Genomic DNA, 17,018 nt, shown 5'->3' on the forward strand with positions numbered 1-17,018 from the left:
CCGCCGGCCGGACCCGAACCGGTCCACGTCGCACCGATGCGCCCCCACGGCGCTCAGGAGTCAACCGACATGCAGCCTTCCCCTGCCTCCCTGCTCGACCGCGCCCGCTCGGTGTTCACGGCACCCGACGGCGTACGACACGACTTCGCGGCCTCCGTGGTCGTCTTCCTCGTCGCCCTGCCGCTGTGCACGGGCGTGGCCCTCGCCTCCGGGGTGCCCGCCGAACTCGGCCTGATCACCGGCATCGTCGGAGGTCTCGTCACCGGCCTGCTGCCCGGCAGCAGCCTCCAGGTCAGCGGTCCCGCCGCGGGACTCACCGTGCTCGTGTACGAAGCCGTGCAGCAGTACGGTGTCGCCGCGCTCGGCGCCCTTGTGCTCGCCGCCGGGCTCCTCCAACTGGCCATGGGCTTCCTGCGTCTCGGCCGCTTCTTCCGCGCCATCTCCGTGGCCGTCGTCGAGGGCATGCTCGCCGGGATCGGACTCATCCTGATCGCCGGGCAGTTGTACGCCATGACGGACAGCGAGGCGCCCGCGAGCGGCCTCGGCAAGATCGCCGGGCTGCCGGGCATGCTCACCGGGGCGATCGGCTCGGAGCGCGCTCTCGCCGCCCTCGCGCTCGGTGTGGGCACCATCGTCGTCCTCGTGTGCTGGCACCGGCTTCCCCCGAAGGTCCGCGTGGTCCCCGCCCCGCTGGCCGCAGTGGCGCTCGCCACGGCAGCCTCGCTCCTGTGCTCCCTGCCGGTGGCCACGGTCGAGGTACGGGGGCTCGTCGAGGCGGTACGGATGCCGGACGCCGCGGCCTTCGGGGAGCTGATGAGTGTCGCTGCCGTCGGCACCGTCCTGGCGTTCGCCCTGATCGCGTCGGCGGAGAGCCTGTTCAGCGCGGCTGCCGTGGACCGCATGCACGACGGCCCGCGCACCTCGTACGACAAGGAGCTGATGGCGCAGGGCGCAGGCAACACCGTGAGCGGGCTGCTCGGCGCGCTGCCGATGACCGCCGTCATCGTCCGCAGCTCCGCCAACGTGCGGGCGGGCGCGCGGACGAAGGCGTCCCGCGTGCTGCACGGCGTCTGGCTGCTCCTCTTCGCGGCGCTGCTGCCCGCTGCCCTCGGCCTCATCCCGGTCGCGGCGCTGGCGGGCGTCCTCGTGCATGCGGGCTGCAAGCTGATCCCGGTGCGGCAGTTGGCACACCTGTGGCGCGAGCACCGCGGTGAGGCGGTGGTCCTGGTCGTGACGGCCACGGCGATCGTCTCGGTGAGCATGTTCGAGGGGGTCCTCATCGGTCTCGTGCTCGCCGTGGTCAAGTCCGCCTGGGAGACGTCACACGTGCACGTGGAGGTCGTGGACAAGGGCGTGGGCCCGATCCACGTCCACCTGTCGGGCAACGCCACGTTCCTGCGCCTGCCCAAGCTCCTCGACGCCCTGGAGTCCCTCCCCCCGACCCGCCCGGTCGAACTCGACCTCACAGGACTACGCCACCTGGACCACGCCTGCCACACCTCACTGGAAAACTGGGCACAGCACCACAGCAGGGAAGGCACGGAGGCGGTACGGGTGGGGTCGGGGGCCTGAGAACCGCCGCTCCTACCGCGCCCCGTACACCGGTTGAGGCGTCTCCGCGCCCGCGAGCAGCTTGCGGGTCGTGTCGCCTGCCTCCGTCGGGGTCCAGCGTGCCCCCTTGTCGGCCGTCGGACCCGGGTGCCAGCCCTCCATGACGGTGATGCGGCCCGCTTCCGCCTCGAAGACGCGGCCCGTGACCCCCGCGGACGACTCGGAGCCGAGCCACACCACGAGGGGTGACACGTTCTCCGGGGCCATCGCGTCGAAGCCGCCGCCTTCGGGTGCGGCCATGGTCTCCGCGAAGGTGCTCTCCGTCATGCGCGTGCGCGCGGCGGGTGCGATGGCGTTGACCCGCACTCCGTAGGAGGCGAATTCCGCGGAGGCGACCAGGGTGAGCCCGAGGATTCCGGCCTTGGCCGCGCTGTAGTTCCCTTGCCCGACGCTCCCCAGCAGTCCCGCCCCTGAGCTGGTGTTGATCACGCACGCGTGCCGCGCCCGCCCTGCCTTCGCCTCCCCGCGCCAGTACGCCGCCGCGTGCTTCGTAGGCAGGAAATGACCCTTCAGATGGACACGCATCACCGCGTCCCACTCATCCTCCTCAAGGTTGACCAGCATCCGGTCCCGTAGGAACCCGGCGTTGTTGACGAGGGTGTCGAGGCTTCCGTACGTGTCGAGCGCGGTCCGCACCAGGGACGCGGCGCCCTCGGACGTGGCGATGTCACCGCCGTGCGCGACGGCCTCGCCCCCCGCCGCGCGGATCTCCTCGACGACCTCATGCGCGGGCCCGCCGGACGCCCCGGAGCCATCTGCTCCCACCCCCAGGTCGTTCACCACGACCCTGGCGCCTTCCGCGGCGAACGCGCGCGCGTGCGCACGGCCGAGGCCACGGCCCGCACCCGTGACGATCACGACACGGCCCGCGCAGATTCCCGTGGCCGGCTTGTCGGCTGACGTCATGCGAACTCCTCGTCATACGGAACTGCTCGGATACGTTCGGTCGGAACTGCTCGGCCACGTTCAGTGGTTGACGGACGCCGCGTCCAGGAACGCGGGGCGTTCACCGCCCCCGTGCAGGTGCAGCGCGGCGCCGCTGATGTAGCGGGCGCCGTCGGAGGCGAGGAACACGCACGCGTCCCCGACGTCCGACGGATCGGCGAGGCGGCCGAGCGGGACGGTGCGGGCGACCGCCGCGACTCCGGCCTCGTCCCCGTAGTGCAGATGGGCGCTCTCGGTGCGGGCCAGGCCGAGCACGACGGTGTTGACCCGCACCTTCGGGGCCCACTCCACGGCCATCGTGCGCGCGAGGTTCTCCAGGCCCGCCTTGGCCGCCCCATACGCACCGGAGCCGGGAGAGGGCCGAGACCCGCTGACGCTGCCGATCATGGTGATGCTGCCCCCGCCGTCCTCCTGACCCCGCATCACCTCGTACGCCGCCAAGGACGCGTACAGCGGGGCCAGCAGATTGAGTTCGACGATCTTCGCCTGGCGGGCCGGGGCCGCTTCGGCGAGGAACCCGAACGGCGTGCCGCCCGCGTTGTTCACCAGGGCGTCCAACCGGCCGTGATCGGCGGCCACACCAGCGAAGAACGTCTGTGCCGCCGCCGCGTCGCGCAGGTCGAGCGGCCGGAACTCGGCCGCTGCTCCCGCCACCTCGACCGGCCGGTCCGGCGGCCTGCGGGCACAGACGACGACCTGCGCGCCGGCGGCGAGGAAGCTGCGGGCGATACCGGCGCCGACGCCTCGGGTGCCGCCGGTGACGACGACCACCTGTCGGGTGTCAGTCATCGCTGCTACCTTCCTAACTAACAAATGTTTGGTTGAAGGTGCCTGGTTGAAAGGTAGCGGATCCTCTGATGTCTGTCTCCACCTCCACCCCGGACAAGGGCGTGGTTGTCGTCACCGTCGACTTCCCGCCCGTCAACGCCCTGCCCGTGCAGGGGTGGTTCGACCTGGCGGCCGCGGTGCGCGCGGCGGGCCACGACTCCGGGACACGCTGCGTCGTCCTCGCCGCAGAGGGCCGCGGTTTCAACGCGGGCGTGGACATCAAGGAGATGCAGCGCGACAGCGGCCACAGCGCCCTGATAGGCGCCAACCGAGGGTGCTACGAGGCGTTCTCGGCGGTGTACGAGTGCGAGGTGCCGGTCGTGGCGGCGGTGCACGGCTTCTGTCTGGGCGGCGGCATCGGCCTGGTGGGCAACGCGGACGCGATCGTGGCGGGCGAGGACGCCACGTTCGGCCTGCCCGAGCTCGACCGGGGTGCGCTCGGCGCGGCCACGCATCTCGCCCGCCTGGTGCCGCAGCACCTGATGCGGGCTCTGTACTACACCTCGCGCACGGCCACGGCGGCGGAGCTGCACGCGCACGGCTCGGTGTGGCGGGTCGTCCCACGCGAGGAAGTACGGGAAGCGGCACTGGAGTTGGCGCGCGAGATCGCGCGGAAGGACGGGACGCTGCTGCGGTTCGCGAAGGCCGCGATCAACGGCATCGACCCCGTGGACGTACACCGGAGCTACCGCTTCGAGCAGGGCTTCACCTTCGAGGCGAACCTGAGCGGCCTCGCCGACCGCATCCGCGAGGACTTCGGGACGGGGCCCGGAGAGAAGGAGGAGGGCAGGGCATGACGGACAAGACCATGACACCCGACGCGATCGTGGGACGGCTGCGCAGCGGCATGACGCTCGGCATCGGCGGCTGGGGGTCACGCCGCAAACCCATGGCCCTGGTGCGGGCCCTGCTCCGGTCCGGGATCACGGACCTCACGGTCGTCTCGTACGGCGGCCCGGACATCGGTCTGCTGGCCGCGGCGGGGAAGATCTGCAAGCTGGTCACGGCGTTCACGACCCTCGACTCGATTCCCCTGGAGCCGCATTTCCGTGCGGCACGCGAGCGTGGCGCCTTCGAACTGGTCGAGCTGGACGAGGCGATGTTCATGCAGGGCCTGACCGCGGGCGTCCAGCGGCTGCCGTTCCTGCCGATCCGCGCGGGCCTCGGCTCGGACGTCCTGCGGGTCAACCCCCATCTGCGTACGGTGACTTCGCCGTACGAGGACCGGGAGGAGCTGGTCGCCGTGCCCGCCCTGCGGATGGACGCGGCCCTGGTGCACCTGAACCGCGCGGACCGCCTGGGCAACGCCCAGTACTTGGGCCCCGACCCGTACTTCGACGACTTGTTCTGCGAGGCGGCCGACACGGCGTACGTGTCGTGCGAGCGGATCGTCGAGTCGAGCGAGCTCGCAGGGCAGTCGGCGCCGCAGACGATGCTGGTCTCGCGGCACGCGGTGACGGGCGTGACCGAGACGCCCAAGGGCGCGCACTTCACGTCGTGCGTGCCGGACTACGGCCGTGACGAGCCATTCCAGAAGGCGTACGCCACGGCCGCGGGCGACCCGGACGCCTGGAAGGAATTCGAGGACCGCTTCCTCGCGGGCACTGAGCAGGACTATCAGACGGCCGTCCAGACGTGGCACAAGGAGCAGCGATGACGCGGACCGACCCGACGGCCACGGCCGGTGCGGCTGGGGCGACCGCCGTCACCCGCGCCGAGTACTGCGTGATCGCCTGCGCCGAGGCCTGGCGGGACGCCGGCGAGATCCTCGCGTCGCCGATGGGGACGATCCCCTCGATCGCGGCCCGGCTGGCCAAGCTGACGTTCTCGCCGGACCTGCTGCTCACGGACGGGGAGGCGCTGCTGATCGGGGATGTGCCCGCCGTGGGGGCGCCGTCGGCGGTGACGGAGGGCTGGCTGCCGTACAGGAAGCATCTGACGATGGTCATGGGCGGCCGGCGTCACGTGATGATGGGCGCGAGCCAGATCGACCGCTTCGGAAACCAGAACATCTCCTGCATCGGCGACTGGGAACGGCCCAGGCGCCAGCTGCTCGGCGTGCGCGGTGCGCCGGTCAACACCCTCAACAATCCGGTGAGTTACTGGATCCCACGCCACTCGACGCGCGTCTTCGTCGAGAAGGTCGACATGATCAGCGGTGTGGGATACGACAGCGCGGCGGCAGCCGGGCCGTCCGCGACCCGCTTCCACGACCTGCGCCGGGTGGTGTCGGATCTCGGTGTCTTCGACTTCGGGGCGGCGGACCACGCGATGCGGCTGGTGTCCCTGCATCCGGGCGTGACGGTGGAGCAGGTGCGGGAATCGACCGGCTTCGCACTGGCGACGGCGGACGAGGTCCCCGCCACCCGCGAGCCCACCGCGCAGGAGCTCCGGCTGATCCGGGAGGTGGTGGACCCGCGCGGTCTGCGTGAGCGCGAGGTCCGCTCGTGACGCCGCGCCCGCCGGGCATGGAGACGGCGCTGACCAAGCTGGTCGGCGTCCGGCATCCGATCGTGCAGACCGGCATGGGGTGGGTGGCGGGCCCGCGCCTGGTCTCCGCGACGGCTGACGCGGGCGCCCTCGGCATCCTGGCCTCCGCGACGATGACGGTCGAGCAGTTGCGATCCGCCGTCCGCGAGGTCAAGTCCCGTACGGACCAGCCCTTCGGGGTGAATCTCCGCGCCGACGCGGGCGATGCGCCGGAGCGGGTGCGGATCATCGTCGACGAGGGGGTGCGGGTCGCGTCCTTCGCGCTCGCCCCCTCGAAGGAGCTGATCACGGAGCTGAAGGACGCCGGGGTGGTCGTCATCCCGTCCATCGGCGCGCGACGGCATGCCGAGAAGGTCGCGGCGTGGGGCGCGGACGCGGTGATCGTGCAGGGCGGTGAGGGCGGCGGGCACACGGGTGAGGTCGCCACGACCGTGCTGTTGCCGCAGGTCGTGGACGCGGTGGACATACCGGTGATCGCGGCGGGCGGCTTCTTCGACGGCCGGGGACTCGTCGCCGCGCTCGCCTACGGCGCGGCGGGCATCGCGATGGGCACGCGCTTCCTGCTGACGTCGGACTCGACGGTGCCGGACGCGGTCAAGGCCCGCTATCTGGCCGCGTCGGTCAAGGACGTCACGGTGACCACGCGCGTGGACGGCCTCCCCCACCGCATGCTGCGGACGGACTTCGTCGCGGCCCTGGAGAAGTCGGGCCGGGCGTCCTCCCTCGCCCGGGCCGTGCGGCACGCGGCAGCGTTCCGGAGGGTGTCCGGCATGGGTTGGCGGGAGATGGTCCGCGACGGCCTCACGATGCGCCACGGCAAGCAACTGACCTGGAGCCAGACCCTGCTCGCCGCGAACACGCCGATGATGCTGAAGTCAGCGATGGTGGACGGCTCCCCGGAGACCGGAATCATGGCCTCCGGCCAGGTAGCGGGCGTAATCGAAGACCTCCCGTCATGTGAGGAACTGATCACGGAGGTGATGAGGGAGGCGGCGGCGGTGGTGACGCGACTGAGCTGAGCGCCGGCCTGGGGGGGGGCTGGTCGGCAGCGGCCTGCGGCGGGCTGTGCCCGATTCCTCCGCCGCGGCCAGCGCCTGAGTCTCGGGGCGGAGTAGCGAGAAGGCCGGGCCGACTCCCGAGCCCTGGGGCCCTGGGGCGGGCTGTAAGACGCGGCTTGCTCACCGAGGCATGGGTGCCAGGCGGTATACGGAGCGCGTACCGAAGGCCGAATCTACGCCCAGGCCTTGGGTCTGGGCGGGCTGACGGACGGCGGCTGCCCCAGAGAGCGAAGGGGCTACCCCGCTACACCAAGGCGCCGCGTAGGGCCGCCCCCCGCGCCCAACTCCTGAGACCCGGCGGGCTCACAGACAGCGGCTGCTCGCCGAGACGCTGACACTGCCCGTCGCACCGGAGCGGCTCGGGAGGCCGCATCCGCCCCGTGCCCGGGAACCCTCGGGCACTGGATCAGCGGGAGTGGTTGTCCCGGAACCGGCCCCCGGGCACCCCCTCTCAGACCCTCGCCACCTCCAGCGAAGCACGGGCTCGGGCCACCAAGCCGGAGGCTCCGCATGATTCGGCCAGGGCCAGGCCGCGGGCCAGTTCGTTTGCTGAGCCTGCCGCGATGCCGTACTCGACGCGGGCGACCGCGTGTTCGTAGGCGCACGGGGATGCCTCCAGGCAGGCGACGGCTCGGGCGTGCAGTTCGACCGCCCGCTGGCCGCTCTCCAGGGACGCCGCACACCGCAGCGCCTCACCGATCGCCGTCTCCGTCCCGAAGTGCTCCGCCTGCACCCGGGCTTCGGCCACCAGGTCGGCCGCCCGCCGCGGGTCCTCGACGGCGACGGCCCGGGCCAGTTCGTACGCCCAGGGGTTGACGACGGTGTTGTAGCAGCCGCGTTCGTTCGCCGTCTTCGCCGCCACTTCCAGTTCGTTGACACCCTCCGGCCGCTGCCCGGAAGCGATCAGCAGCCGGCCGCGCACGTAGTGGATGTCCGGCAGGAAGATCGTGGAGGGGTAGGGCGGCGCGATGCCGTAGCGATCGGCGGCCTCACGGGCCTCGTCGATCTTGCCGCGCGAGAGCAGCACGTCGATGAGCTTGCACGCGGCGTCCCAGTGCATCGGCAGCCCGCTGCCGACCCGGTCCGTGAGCCGAAGGCTCTCCCGCAGCGACGCCTCCGCCTCGGCGAGACGCCCGCGCCTGCGGTACACCAGGCCCAACCAGGCCTTGGCGACCGCCAGATGACCGCCGCTCCAGCCCGCGGCCTCATAGGAACGGACCCCCTCGGCGAAGACGCTCTCGGCGCGGTCGAGGCGGTCGGTGAAGATGTAGGCGCCGCCCAGCATCGTCAGGAGCTCGAAGCCCCACTCCGTGTCCGTCCAGCCGAGCCCGGGCGCGAGGCGGCCGTTGACGAGGGCACGGTCGCACAGCTCGACGACCTCCTCCGCGTTCTCCCCGCGGGTCATCGCGTCGAAGGCGCGCAGGATCAGCAGGGCGCGCTCGGAGTTGTCGCGCCCCGGCAGCGGCCGGGCGAGCGCGGCGAGACGGCGCGATCGGCCCGTGGCGTCGTCCTCTCGCGCGTGGATGCCCTCCCACATGTAGTGGACCCCCTCCAGACGCATCCGGTCGGGTCCGGGGTCGAGACGCTCGGCCTCGGCGTCCACGACGCGCAGGGCCTCCTCCAACTGATCGTTGTGCACGAGGGCTTGGGAGAGGCGGCAGACCGCGTCCACCCGCAGCTTCCGGTCGAGCCCCGGGGTGTGCAGGGCCTCGCGCAGGTGACCGATGGTCTTGGCGGGCGAGGTGAGGAGGGTGGCGCAGCCCAGTTCATAGAGCACGCGCGCGTGGGTCTCGGGCAGCGGAGGTTCCCGCAGAGCCCGTTCGAGGCAGCGGCGGGCGGCGTCCGGCGCGCCGACCGCCAAGTGCTCGGCCGCCGCTTCACGCAACTGCTTGACCAGCTCGGGATCGTCGTCCGGATGCACCTCGAGGAGGTGCCGGGACGCGGCGGCGGCGCCGCGGCCCGACAGTGTGACGGCCCAGGCGGCCTGGCCGTGGAACGCGGTGCGGGTGGCGGCCGGGATCGAGCGGTAGACGGTGCTCGCGATCAGCGGATGGACGAATTCCAGGCCCTCGTCGGCGCCGAGCAGGATGCGCGCGGTGCGCAGCCGCTCCGCGCACCGCTCGGCCGTCTCGCGGGTCATCCCGGCGAGCGAGGCGGCGAGATCCAGCGGGATGGCGGTGCCCAGGATCGCGGCGGCCCACGCGAACCGCGTGACGTCCGTGCCGAGTCCTTCGAGACGGGCGACGAGCCCACGGCCGCGCGCCGAGCGGTTCAGGGCGCGCAGTTCGGCGGCGGAGCCCTCCACCGGCTCCAGTTCGCTGTCCTGCACCTTGGCGAGGAGCTCCACGGATTCGTACGGATTGCCGCCCGTGACGGCCCAGACCTCGCGGCAGAACGGGGCGTCCGCGTGCTCACCGAGGGTGGCGCGGGTGAGGCCGGCCGCCGCGTCCGGGGTGAGCGCGCGCAGCGGGGGCAGCGGGCGGGCCGCCGCGCCGACCGCGGCGAGGTGGCGCGCGCTGTCGCCGGTGGCGTCGTCGGGCCGGTGGGCGACCACCACGAGGACGGGCAGTTCGCCGAGGCGCTGGGCGAACGCGGCCAGCCAATGCAGGGTCTCCTGGTCGGCCCAGTGCGCGTCGTCGATGAGCAGGACCAGCGGCCAGTGCAGTCCCGAGAGGCGCGCGACCGCCTCGACCAGGCCGTCGCACACGCCTTGCGGGTCGGCCTGGACGCCGGTCGGCTCGGCTATGCCCAGTGCGGGGCCCGCGATCTCGTACCAGTCGCCGAGATACTCCCGTGCCAAGTCCGGGGAGAGACCGACGAGAGCCGGCTGCAGCAACTGGCGTACGACGTTGAAGGGGACGGAGGTGACGGTCTCGCCGCCCCGCGCGGACCACACCACGGCCCGCCCCTCCGCGATACGGCGCACCTCGGCGAGCAGCGCCGTCTTGCCGATGCCCGCCTCGCCCTGGAAGACGAGCAGCCCGCCCGCCGTCGTCGCGTCGGAGCACAGCTCTTCCACGGCCCTCGTGGCAGCGGCGAGTTCCGCGTCGCGCTCCCACAGCGGGGCCCAGGCGGCGCCTCCGGGCCGTCCCTGCGTCATCGCGCTACCTCCCGAGGTCGCTCAATCGACGTACAGACATCGAGACTAGCCGGGTAGAAGGCCTCACGGTGGGGGGTCCGGGCAGCAACTCCCGCAAGGGGTGAAGGTCGAGCCCGAAGCTGGACGCCGTCAGAGGCACTCGATGATGGTCACGTTCGCCTGGCCGCCGCCCTCGCACATGGTCTGCAGCCCGAACCGGCCGCCGGTGCGCTCCAGTTCGTGCAAGAGCGTCGTCATCAGTTTGACGCCCGTCGCGCCGAGGGGGTGGCCGAGGGCTATCGCACCTCCGTTGACATTGACCTTCTCCGGGTCTGCGCCGGTCTCCTTCAGCCAGGCGAGGACGACCGGCGCGAAGGCTTCGTTGATCTCGACGAGGTCGATGTCGCCGATGCTCATGCCGGTCTTCTTGAGGGCGTACGCGGTGGCGGGGATCGGCGCGGACAGCATCCGGATCGGGTCCTCGCCGCGCACGGAGAGGTGGTGGACGCGGGCGCGGGGCGTCAACCCGTGTTCCCGTACGGCCCTTTCACTGGCGACGAGCATGGCGGCGGCGCCGTCCGACACCTGTGAGGAGCAGGCGGCGGTGATGGTGCCGTCGTCCAGGACGGGCTTGAGGCCCGCCATCTTCTCCAGTGTCGTGTCGCGGCGCGGGCCTTCGTCGATGGTCACGTCCCCATAGGCGGTGAGTTCGCGGTCGAAGCGGCCCTCGTCGATCGCGCGGACGGCGCGCCGGTGCGAGCGGAGGGCGAACTCCTCCATGTCGCGGCGGGTGATGCCCCACTTCTCGGCGATCAGCTGGGCGCCGTGGAACTGGTTGACGGGCCGGTCCCCGTAGCGGGCGCGCCAGCCCTCGCTGCCCGCGTACGGACCTTCGGTGAGGCCGAGCGGTTCGGCGGCCTGCCGGGAGGCGAAGGCGATGGGGATCATCGACATGTTCTGCGTGCCGCCCGCGACGACGAGGTCCTGCGTGCCGGACAGGACGCCTTGCGCCGCGAAGTGCACGGCCTGCTGCGAGGACCCGCACTGCCGGTCGATCGTCACGCCGGGCACCTCTTCGGGCAGCCCCGCCGCGAGCCAGGAGGTGCGGGCGATGTCCCCGGCCTGCGGGCCGACCGTGTCCAGGCAGCCGAAGACGACGTCCTCGACGGCTGCGGGGTCGACACCGGTGCGCTCGACGAGTGCCTTCAGGACATGGGCGCCCAGGTCGGCGGGGTGGACGGCCGAGAGGCCGCCCTTGCGCCTGCCGACGGGGGTACGGACCGCTTCGACGATGTAGGCCTCGGCCATGACTGCGTACTCCTCGTGCTCCTCGGTCGGTGCGGTCGCCGGGTGACGACGCGCGCTCTACGTGGTGCGTACGGCGATGCCGTCCAGGACCATCGAGAGGTACTGGCGGGCGATCTCCTCGGGGCTGTGGCCGCCGCCGGGGCGGTACCAGGACGCGGCGACCCAGACGGTGTCGCGCACGAAGCGGTAGGCGAGCCGGATGTCCAGGTCGTCGCGGAAGACACCCTCCGCGACGCCGCGCTCCAGCGTCGTCAGCCATGTCTTCTCGAAGCGCTGCTGGGAGTCGGTCAGGTACTGGAAGCGTGCCTGCGCGACCAGGTGCCTGGCCTCCTTCTGGTAGATCGCGACGGCCGAGCGGTGCCGGTCGATCTCCCGGAAGGACTCGGTGACGAGCGCTTCCAGGGTCTCGCGGGGGCCGAGCCGTGACTGGAGCACGGTGTCGTACCCGTCCCACAGCTCGGTGAGGAAGGTGGAGAGGATCTCCTCCAGCATCGACTCCTTGGAGTCGAAGTGGTAGTAGAGGCTGCCGGCGAGCATGCCGGCTGAGTCCGCGATCTTGCGGACCGTGGTCGCGTTGTACCCCTGCTCGGCGAATACGTCGGCCGCGATGGCGAGGAGTTCACCGCGGCGCTCGGGCGAGCTCACGGGGGCCTTCTTCTTCGTGGTGCTGTTCTGCTTCTGTTTCGACACACGGTCATTCTCCGCCTAGGCGTGCTGGTTGCTGACCGAGACCGTCTCTCCTGTCATGTACGAGGAGTACTCACTGGCCAGGAAGACGATGACGTTGGCTATCTCCCACGGCTCGGCATGGCGCCCGAACGCCTCGCGCGCGGTCAGCTCTTCGAGCAGCTCCGGCGAGGTGACCTTCGCCAGGTGCGGGTGCATGGCGAGGCTGGGCGAGACCGCGTTGATCCGTATGCCGTGCGGCGCGGCCTCGACGGCGGCGCAGCGGGTGAGGGCCATGACGCCCGCCTTCGCCGCGGCGTAGTGCGCCTGGCCGGCCTGGGCGCGCCAGCCGAGCACCGAGGCGTTGTTCACGATCACGCCGCCGCGGTCGGCGGCACGCATGCGGCGCAGGGCGGCCCTGGTGGAGCGGAACGTGCCGTTCAGCGTGACGTCGATGACTCTGTCCCACTGCTCGTCGGTCATCTCGGTGAGCTCGGCCGTGCCGCCGAGTCCCGCGTTGTTCACGACGATGTCCAGACCGCCGTGGCACTGCTCGGCCAGGTCGTACAACCCCTGCACCTGGGCTTCGTCCGTGACGTCGCAGGGTGTCCCCTCGACCCGTCCCACGCCGAACTCCTCGGCCAGCGCCTCCACCGACTCCTTCGTGCGGCGCGGGTGCGCGTCGCCCATGACGACGCGCGCACCCTCCTCCAGGAAGCGGCGGGCGGTGGCGCCGCCGATGCCCGCTCCGGCCGCGGCGGTGATGACGGCGGTGCGGCCCGCGAGCAGACCGTGCCCCGGCACATACGCGGGTGCGTCCACGCTCGGCCCCCTCAGCTCTCGACGACTGGCTCGATCCCAGGGTAATCTACCAAACACTTGTTAGGGAAGGTAGGTGGCCAATGATGGACCTCGATTTCGCCGCCGGGGAAATGGAGTTCAGGCAGCGGGCACGTGACTGGCTCGCCGCGCACGTGCCGGCCGAGCCGCTGCCGTCGCTGGAGACCCGCGAGGGTTTCGCCGCCCACCGCGCCTGGGAGGGCGAGCTCGCGGCCGATCGCTGGTCGGTGGTCTCCTGGCCCGAGGAGTACGGCGGGCAGGGCGTCGACATCGTCAAGTGGCTGGTGTTCGAGGAGGAGTACTTCGCCGCGGGCGCCCCCGGCCGGGTCTCGCAGAACGGCATCAACCTCCTCGCGCCGACCCTCTTCGACTTCGGCACCGAGGAGCAGCGCGCCCGGGTGCTGCCCCCGATGGCGAGCGGCGAGGTGATCTGGGCTCAGGCCTGGTCCGAGCCGGAATCGGGCTCGGACCTGGCGTCGCTGCGCTCCACCGCCCGCCGCACGGACGGGGGTTGGCTGATCAGCGGGCAGAAGACCTGGTCGTCGCGGGCCGCGTTCGCCGACCGCGCCTTCGGCCTGTTCCGCAGCGGCCCCGCAGTCGCCTCCGCGGAAGGCTCCGCGGAAGGCTCCGCGGAAGGCTCCGCGGAAGGCTCCGCGGAAGGCTCCGCCAAGCCGCACCGCGGCCTGACCTACCTGATGTTCCCGCTCGACGCGGACGGCGTCACCGTCCGCCCCATCGGACGCCTCGACGGCAAGCCCGCGTTCGCCGAGCTCTTCCTCGACGACGTCTTCGTGCCGGACGAGGACGTGATCGGCGAGCCGGGCCAGGGCTGGCGGATCGCCATGTCGACGACGGGCAACGAACGCGGCCTGACCCTGCGCTCCCCCGGCCGCTTCGTCGCCGCGGCGGACCGCCTGGTGGGGCAGTGGCGCACGCACGGCGACCCCGCGGACACCGCACTGCGCGACCGGGTCGCCGACGCCGTGATCGGGGCTCGCGCCTACCAGCTGTTCACCTGGGCCAACGCGTCGCGTTTCGCCGCGGGCGAGACGATCGGCGCGGAGTCGAGCCTGAACAAGGTCTTCTGGTCCGAGTACGACATCGCGCTGCATGAGACCGCACTCGATCTCCTGGGCCCCGAGGGCGAGTTGGCGGACGGAGGCGAATGGGCCGAGGGGTATGTCTTCTCGCTCGCCGGGCCGATCTACGCGGGCACCAACGAGATCCAGCGCGACATCATCGCCGAGCGGCTGCTCGGACTGCCGAAGGGACGCCGCTGATGAGGTTCCTCCTCGACGACGAGCAGCGCGAGTTCGCCCGCACTCTCGACGCGATGCTGACCGCGGCGGACACCCCGGGGGCCGCGCGGGCATGGGCCGCCGGGGACCACGCGCCGGGGCATGCCGTGTGGAGCCGCCTCGCGGACGCGGGCGTGTTCGCCCTGCCCGTCCCCGAGGAGTACGAAGGCGTAGGGCCACTCCCGGTGGAAATGGCCGTCTCCTTCATCGAGTTGGGGCGGCATGCGGTGCCGGGACCGGTGGTCGAGACGGTGGCGGCGGGCGCGCTGCTCACCCGCCTCGCCGGACTGGGCGACGCGGCCCCCGCCAAGCGGCTCCTCGCGTCCGTGGCCTCCGGGGAGGCCATCACGACGCTCGCGCTCCCCGAAGGGGGGCCGTTCGCACTGGACGCGGACTCGGCGACGCTGCGGCTGGCTTCCGGGGACGGCGAGTTGCGCCTGGCCTCCGGGCACGCGCGCGTGGAGCGGTCGCTGGACCCTGCGCGACGCCTCGCCCGGCTCCGGCCCGGCGAACTGCTCGCCTCGGGCCCGTCGGTGACGGAGGCTTCCCGGTACGCGGCCGACTGGGCCTCGCTCGCGACGGCGGCGCAGGCCCTGGGTGTCGGACTCGCGCTGCTCGACAGGACGGTGGCCTACGTCAAGCAGCGCACCCAGTTCGGCACGCCGATCGGCGGCTTCCAGGCGGTCAAGCACCGCCTGGCGGACGTCCTGATGAGCCTTGAGTTCGCCCGACCTCTCGTGTTCGGGGCGGCGTTGACCCTGCGGACGGCGGACATGGCCGCGGCCAAGGTGGCGGCGAGCGAAGCCGCGTACGGCGCCGCGCGGGCGGCACTCCAACTCCACGGCGCCATCGGCTACACCGCGGAGTACGACCTGTCGCTGTGGCTGACGAAGGCGCGGGCGCTGCGCGGCGCGTGGGGCAGCCCCGGCGAGTGCCGGCGGCTGGTGATGTCCGGGGTCCGAGGGGCCGGCCGGCCCGGGGAGTGAGTTCTGGCCACGCGTCGCCCACCTGTACCTATGATCGAAAACATGCCGCTGCGACTCGTGAACGTGAATTACAAGGCCCGGGACGAATGGGCGCTGGGACGGTTCTGGGCGAAGGCGCTCGGCTGGGGCATCTCCAGCGAGGGCCCCGGCGTCACGAACGTCGAACCCGAGGGCGTCGCCTGGCCGGACCCCGCCGCCATCTGCGTGGATGTCGTCGTCGTCCCGGACCCCGAGACGGTGAAGTACCGCGTGCACATGGACCTCGCCACCACCTCCGAGGCCCACAAGGCGGAACTGGTCGCGCGCCTGAAGGATCTCGGTGCGAAGCACGCCGACGTGGGCCAGGGCGACGTCCCGTGGACGGTCATGGCCGACCCGGAGGGCAACGTGTTCTGTGTGCTTGAGCCTCGGGAGCTCTACCGGGACACCGGGCCGGTCGCCGCGATCGTGGTCGACTGTGCCGACCCGCGGGCCATGGCCCGCTTCTGGGACGAGGCGATGGACTGGACCCTGCACGAGGTGGGCGACGATCTTGCCCGGATGCGTTCGTCCAAGGGAGTCGGCCCGTATCTGGAGTTCATCCGCACGTCCGGCGAGAAGGCCGTGGCGAGCCGCGCCCACCTCGACGTGGCGCCGTACAAGGGTGACGACAAGGCGGCGGAGGTGGCACGACTGCGGGCCCTGGGCGCCACCGACACCGACGTCGGCCAGGGCGACGCGCCGTGGACGTGCCTCGCCGACCCGGAAGGCAACGACTTCTGCGTCCTCTCCCTGCGCTGAAGCGAAGCCCCGCGCGCCCCAACCCCCTGTCACCCGTACTCCCAGCTCCCCTCGCCCACATGCTCCCGGGCGATCCTGCGCCACTCCCGCACACCGCCCGGGAGCGGCCAGGCCCACGTGGGGCGGTGGGCCGTACGCAGTTCGTCGAGGCGGCGGACCAGGGCGGGCCCCGCGAACTCGGCGCCGTCGGGGACGCTTGGGCCCTGCGCTGCGCGCAGCGCGGTGAACCGCTCCAGCTCCGTCTCGTACGTCGCCACGGCACGCTCCGTGCCGGAGTCCACCTCGTCCTGAGGGACGGTCCGTTGCAGTTCCAGAAGCGTCGGTTCCACGGATTCGGCGATCGCCGCCGCCAGTCGGGCGTGCCCGTCCAGAATGAGGTGGCTGTCGAGGCCGCTCACCCACCAGAGCAGGACGGGCGGCAGGATGCCGTCCCGCGCCTGCTTGCGGTACGCCTTGACCCTCGGGTCGTCGGCGTCGGGCATCGCCCGCAGCGGAAGGATCTCCCACGAGCCGTTGTGGACGAACCACTCGATGTACCCGTCGGGATCACCTTCGATGAGGAGCGAGCGCCAGTACTCCCCGGGTGACTCGCCCTGCGGGTGGTTCGGGCGCAGGCGCAGCAGCGGGTCCGGTGACAGCACCCAGCGCCCGTCGTGCAGGGGGCTGTCGGGTGACGTCGCGAGCAAGGCCGCGAACTGGTGGGCCCAGCGCTCCGGGGAGCCCTCGAAGGCGCGGGCCATGTGTGCGCGCAGGGGTGGGACCAGGGGGTGGTGGCGACCGGTGCGGTAGAAGTCGACGCCGTCGCGGTGCGGGTCCACCACGGCCAGCAGCAGCGGATCCGCGCTCTCCCCTTGCGTCAGGAGCAGACGGTTCCCGGCGGTCCAAGGGCACAGACCGGGCCGGGGCCGCTCGCGCACTTCCAGGAGCAGGCCGTTCCACGTGCCGTCGGTTCGGGTGAGGTTCGTGCGGCGCACCCCCTGGCGCGGACCGGGCGATCCCGTGGTGGACATGGACAAGTCGCCCCCCCTCTGCGTCGATGGCCTGAACTGGATCGTACGTGCGAGTGCGCTCGCCCCTTCTTCGCTGCAATGATCAAAACGCACTGGTGAGGACGGTGAAAGGGGCAGCA

Annotated in this window: 15 protein-coding genes; 8 read left to right on the top strand and 7 right to left on the bottom strand. The window is 71.9% G+C overall.

The genetic code is table 11. The annotated features are described in order from the left end of the window. The first annotated feature begins 69 nt into the window (after positions 1-69). Entirely contained in the window at positions 70-1,572 is a 1,503-nt protein-coding gene (locus tag AB0I66_RS12085; protein WP_363207643.1) for a SulP family inorganic anion transporter, read from the top strand. A gap of 12 nt (positions 1,573-1,584) precedes the next feature. Here AB0I66_RS12085 and AB0I66_RS12090 read toward each other — a convergent pair whose 3' ends face one another. Next, complete coding sequence (locus tag AB0I66_RS12090) at positions 1,585-2,517, bottom strand: SDR family oxidoreductase (RefSeq protein ID WP_363207644.1); 933 nt, start codon at positions 2,515-2,517, stop codon at positions 1,585-1,587. Positions 2,518-2,577: 60 nt separating this feature from the next. Further along, on the bottom strand, positions 2,578-3,345 hold the full coding sequence (locus AB0I66_RS12095) for an SDR family oxidoreductase (protein WP_363207645.1): 768 nt from the start codon (positions 3,343-3,345) through the stop codon (positions 2,578-2,580). Between the two features lie 68 nt (positions 3,346-3,413). Between AB0I66_RS12095 and AB0I66_RS12100 the strand changes: the two genes are divergently transcribed. The 4 genes from AB0I66_RS12100 to AB0I66_RS12115 are packed head-to-tail and all read left to right on the top strand — an operon-like array spanning position 3,414 to position 6,893. Then, a complete protein-coding gene (locus AB0I66_RS12100; RefSeq protein WP_363207646.1) occupies positions 3,414-4,181 on the top strand; it encodes an enoyl-CoA hydratase family protein in 768 nt (255 codons plus the stop codon). Continuing rightward, positions 4,178-5,041, top strand: a complete 864-nt coding sequence (locus AB0I66_RS12105; RefSeq protein ID WP_363207647.1) for a CoA-transferase — start codon at positions 4,178-4,180, stop codon at positions 5,039-5,041. The genes AB0I66_RS12100 and AB0I66_RS12105 overlap by 4 nt, the downstream gene beginning before the upstream one ends. Continuing rightward, complete coding sequence (locus AB0I66_RS12110; RefSeq protein ID WP_363207648.1) at positions 5,038-5,835, top strand: CoA-transferase; 798 nt, start codon at positions 5,038-5,040, stop codon at positions 5,833-5,835. The genes AB0I66_RS12105 and AB0I66_RS12110 overlap by 4 nt, the downstream gene beginning before the upstream one ends. Next, on the top strand, positions 5,832-6,893 hold the full coding sequence (locus AB0I66_RS12115; RefSeq protein WP_363207649.1) for a nitronate monooxygenase: 1,062 nt from the start codon (positions 5,832-5,834) through the stop codon (positions 6,891-6,893). The genes AB0I66_RS12110 and AB0I66_RS12115 overlap by 4 nt, the downstream gene beginning before the upstream one ends. Before the next feature lie 490 nt (positions 6,894-7,383). On the opposite strand, the gene AB0I66_RS12120 is transcribed toward AB0I66_RS12115, so the two are convergent. The 4 genes from AB0I66_RS12120 to AB0I66_RS12135 form a co-directional block, all read right to left on the bottom strand. Continuing rightward, a complete protein-coding gene (locus AB0I66_RS12120) occupies positions 7,384-10,032 on the bottom strand; it encodes an AAA family ATPase (RefSeq protein ID WP_363207650.1) in 2,649 nt (882 codons plus the stop codon). A gap of 129 nt (positions 10,033-10,161) precedes the next feature. Further along, positions 10,162-11,319 carry an acetyl-CoA C-acetyltransferase gene (locus AB0I66_RS12125; RefSeq protein WP_363207651.1) on the bottom strand — a complete coding sequence of 386 codons (1,158 nt, stop codon included), beginning with the start codon at positions 11,317-11,319 and terminating at the stop codon, positions 10,162-10,164. A gap of 57 nt (positions 11,320-11,376) precedes the next feature. Next, a complete protein-coding gene (locus AB0I66_RS12130) occupies positions 11,377-12,009 on the bottom strand; it encodes a TetR/AcrR family transcriptional regulator (RefSeq protein ID WP_363207652.1) in 633 nt (210 codons plus the stop codon). Between the two features lie 15 nt (positions 12,010-12,024). Next, on the bottom strand, positions 12,025-12,807 hold the full coding sequence (locus tag AB0I66_RS12135) for an SDR family oxidoreductase (RefSeq protein WP_363207653.1): 783 nt from the start codon (positions 12,805-12,807) through the stop codon (positions 12,025-12,027). A gap of 83 nt (positions 12,808-12,890) precedes the next feature. Here AB0I66_RS12135 and AB0I66_RS12140 point away from each other — a divergent pair, with 83 nt between their 5' ends. Genes AB0I66_RS12140 through AB0I66_RS12150 form a run of 3 tightly spaced genes read left to right on the top strand, consistent with a single transcriptional unit; the run spans position 12,891 to position 15,889 of the window. Next, entirely contained in the window at positions 12,891-14,105 is a 1,215-nt protein-coding gene (locus AB0I66_RS12140; protein WP_363207890.1) for an acyl-CoA dehydrogenase family protein, read from the top strand. Then, on the top strand, positions 14,105-15,109 hold the full coding sequence (locus AB0I66_RS12145) for an acyl-CoA dehydrogenase family protein (RefSeq protein WP_363207654.1): 1,005 nt from the start codon (positions 14,105-14,107) through the stop codon (positions 15,107-15,109). Before AB0I66_RS12140 ends, AB0I66_RS12145 begins: the two co-directional genes overlap by 1 nt. Positions 15,110-15,151: 42 nt before the next feature. Further along, on the top strand, positions 15,152-15,889 hold the full coding sequence (locus AB0I66_RS12150) for a VOC family protein (RefSeq protein WP_363207655.1): 738 nt from the start codon (positions 15,152-15,154) through the stop codon (positions 15,887-15,889). A gap of 29 nt (positions 15,890-15,918) precedes the next feature. On the opposite strand, the gene AB0I66_RS12155 is transcribed toward AB0I66_RS12150, so the two are convergent. After that, entirely contained in the window at positions 15,919-16,899 is a 981-nt protein-coding gene (locus AB0I66_RS12155) for a hypothetical protein (protein WP_363207656.1), read from the bottom strand. Positions 16,900-17,018 lie beyond the last annotated feature (119 nt).

The organism is Streptomyces sp. NPDC050439 (assembly GCF_040655335.1).
Lineage (GTDB): Bacteria > Actinomycetota > Actinomycetes > Streptomycetales > Streptomycetaceae > Streptomyces.

Coding starts and splice junctions, on each gene's coding strand:
- AB0I66_RS12145 (WP_363207654.1), top strand. CDS start 14,105: ATGAGGTTCCTCCTCGACGACGAGCAGCGCGAGTTCGCCCGCACTCTC.
- AB0I66_RS12085 (WP_363207643.1), top strand. CDS start 70: ATGCAGCCTTCCCCTGCCTCCCTGCTCGACCGCGCCCGCTCGGTGTTC.
- AB0I66_RS12150 (WP_363207655.1), top strand. CDS start 15,152: ATGCCGCTGCGACTCGTGAACGTGAATTACAAGGCCCGGGACGAATGG.
- AB0I66_RS12100 (WP_363207646.1), top strand. CDS start 3,414: ATGTCTGTCTCCACCTCCACCCCGGACAAGGGCGTGGTTGTCGTCACC.
- AB0I66_RS12105 (WP_363207647.1), top strand. CDS start 4,178: ATGACGGACAAGACCATGACACCCGACGCGATCGTGGGACGGCTGCGC.
- AB0I66_RS12095 (WP_363207645.1), bottom strand. CDS start 3,345: ATGACTGACACCCGACAGGTGGTCGTCGTCACCGGCGGCACCCGAGGC.
- AB0I66_RS12125 (WP_363207651.1), bottom strand. CDS start 11,319: ATGGCCGAGGCCTACATCGTCGAAGCGGTCCGTACCCCCGTCGGCAGG.
- AB0I66_RS12110 (WP_363207648.1), top strand. CDS start 5,038: ATGACGCGGACCGACCCGACGGCCACGGCCGGTGCGGCTGGGGCGACC.
- AB0I66_RS12155 (WP_363207656.1), bottom strand. CDS start 16,899: ATGTCCACCACGGGATCGCCCGGTCCGCGCCAGGGGGTGCGCCGCACG.
- AB0I66_RS12120 (WP_363207650.1), bottom strand. CDS start 10,032: ATGACGCAGGGACGGCCCGGAGGCGCCGCCTGGGCCCCGCTGTGGGAG.
- AB0I66_RS12090 (WP_363207644.1), bottom strand. CDS start 2,517: ATGACGTCAGCCGACAAGCCGGCCACGGGAATCTGCGCGGGCCGTGTC.
- AB0I66_RS12140 (WP_363207890.1), top strand. CDS start 12,891: ATGGACCTCGATTTCGCCGCCGGGGAAATGGAGTTCAGGCAGCGGGCA.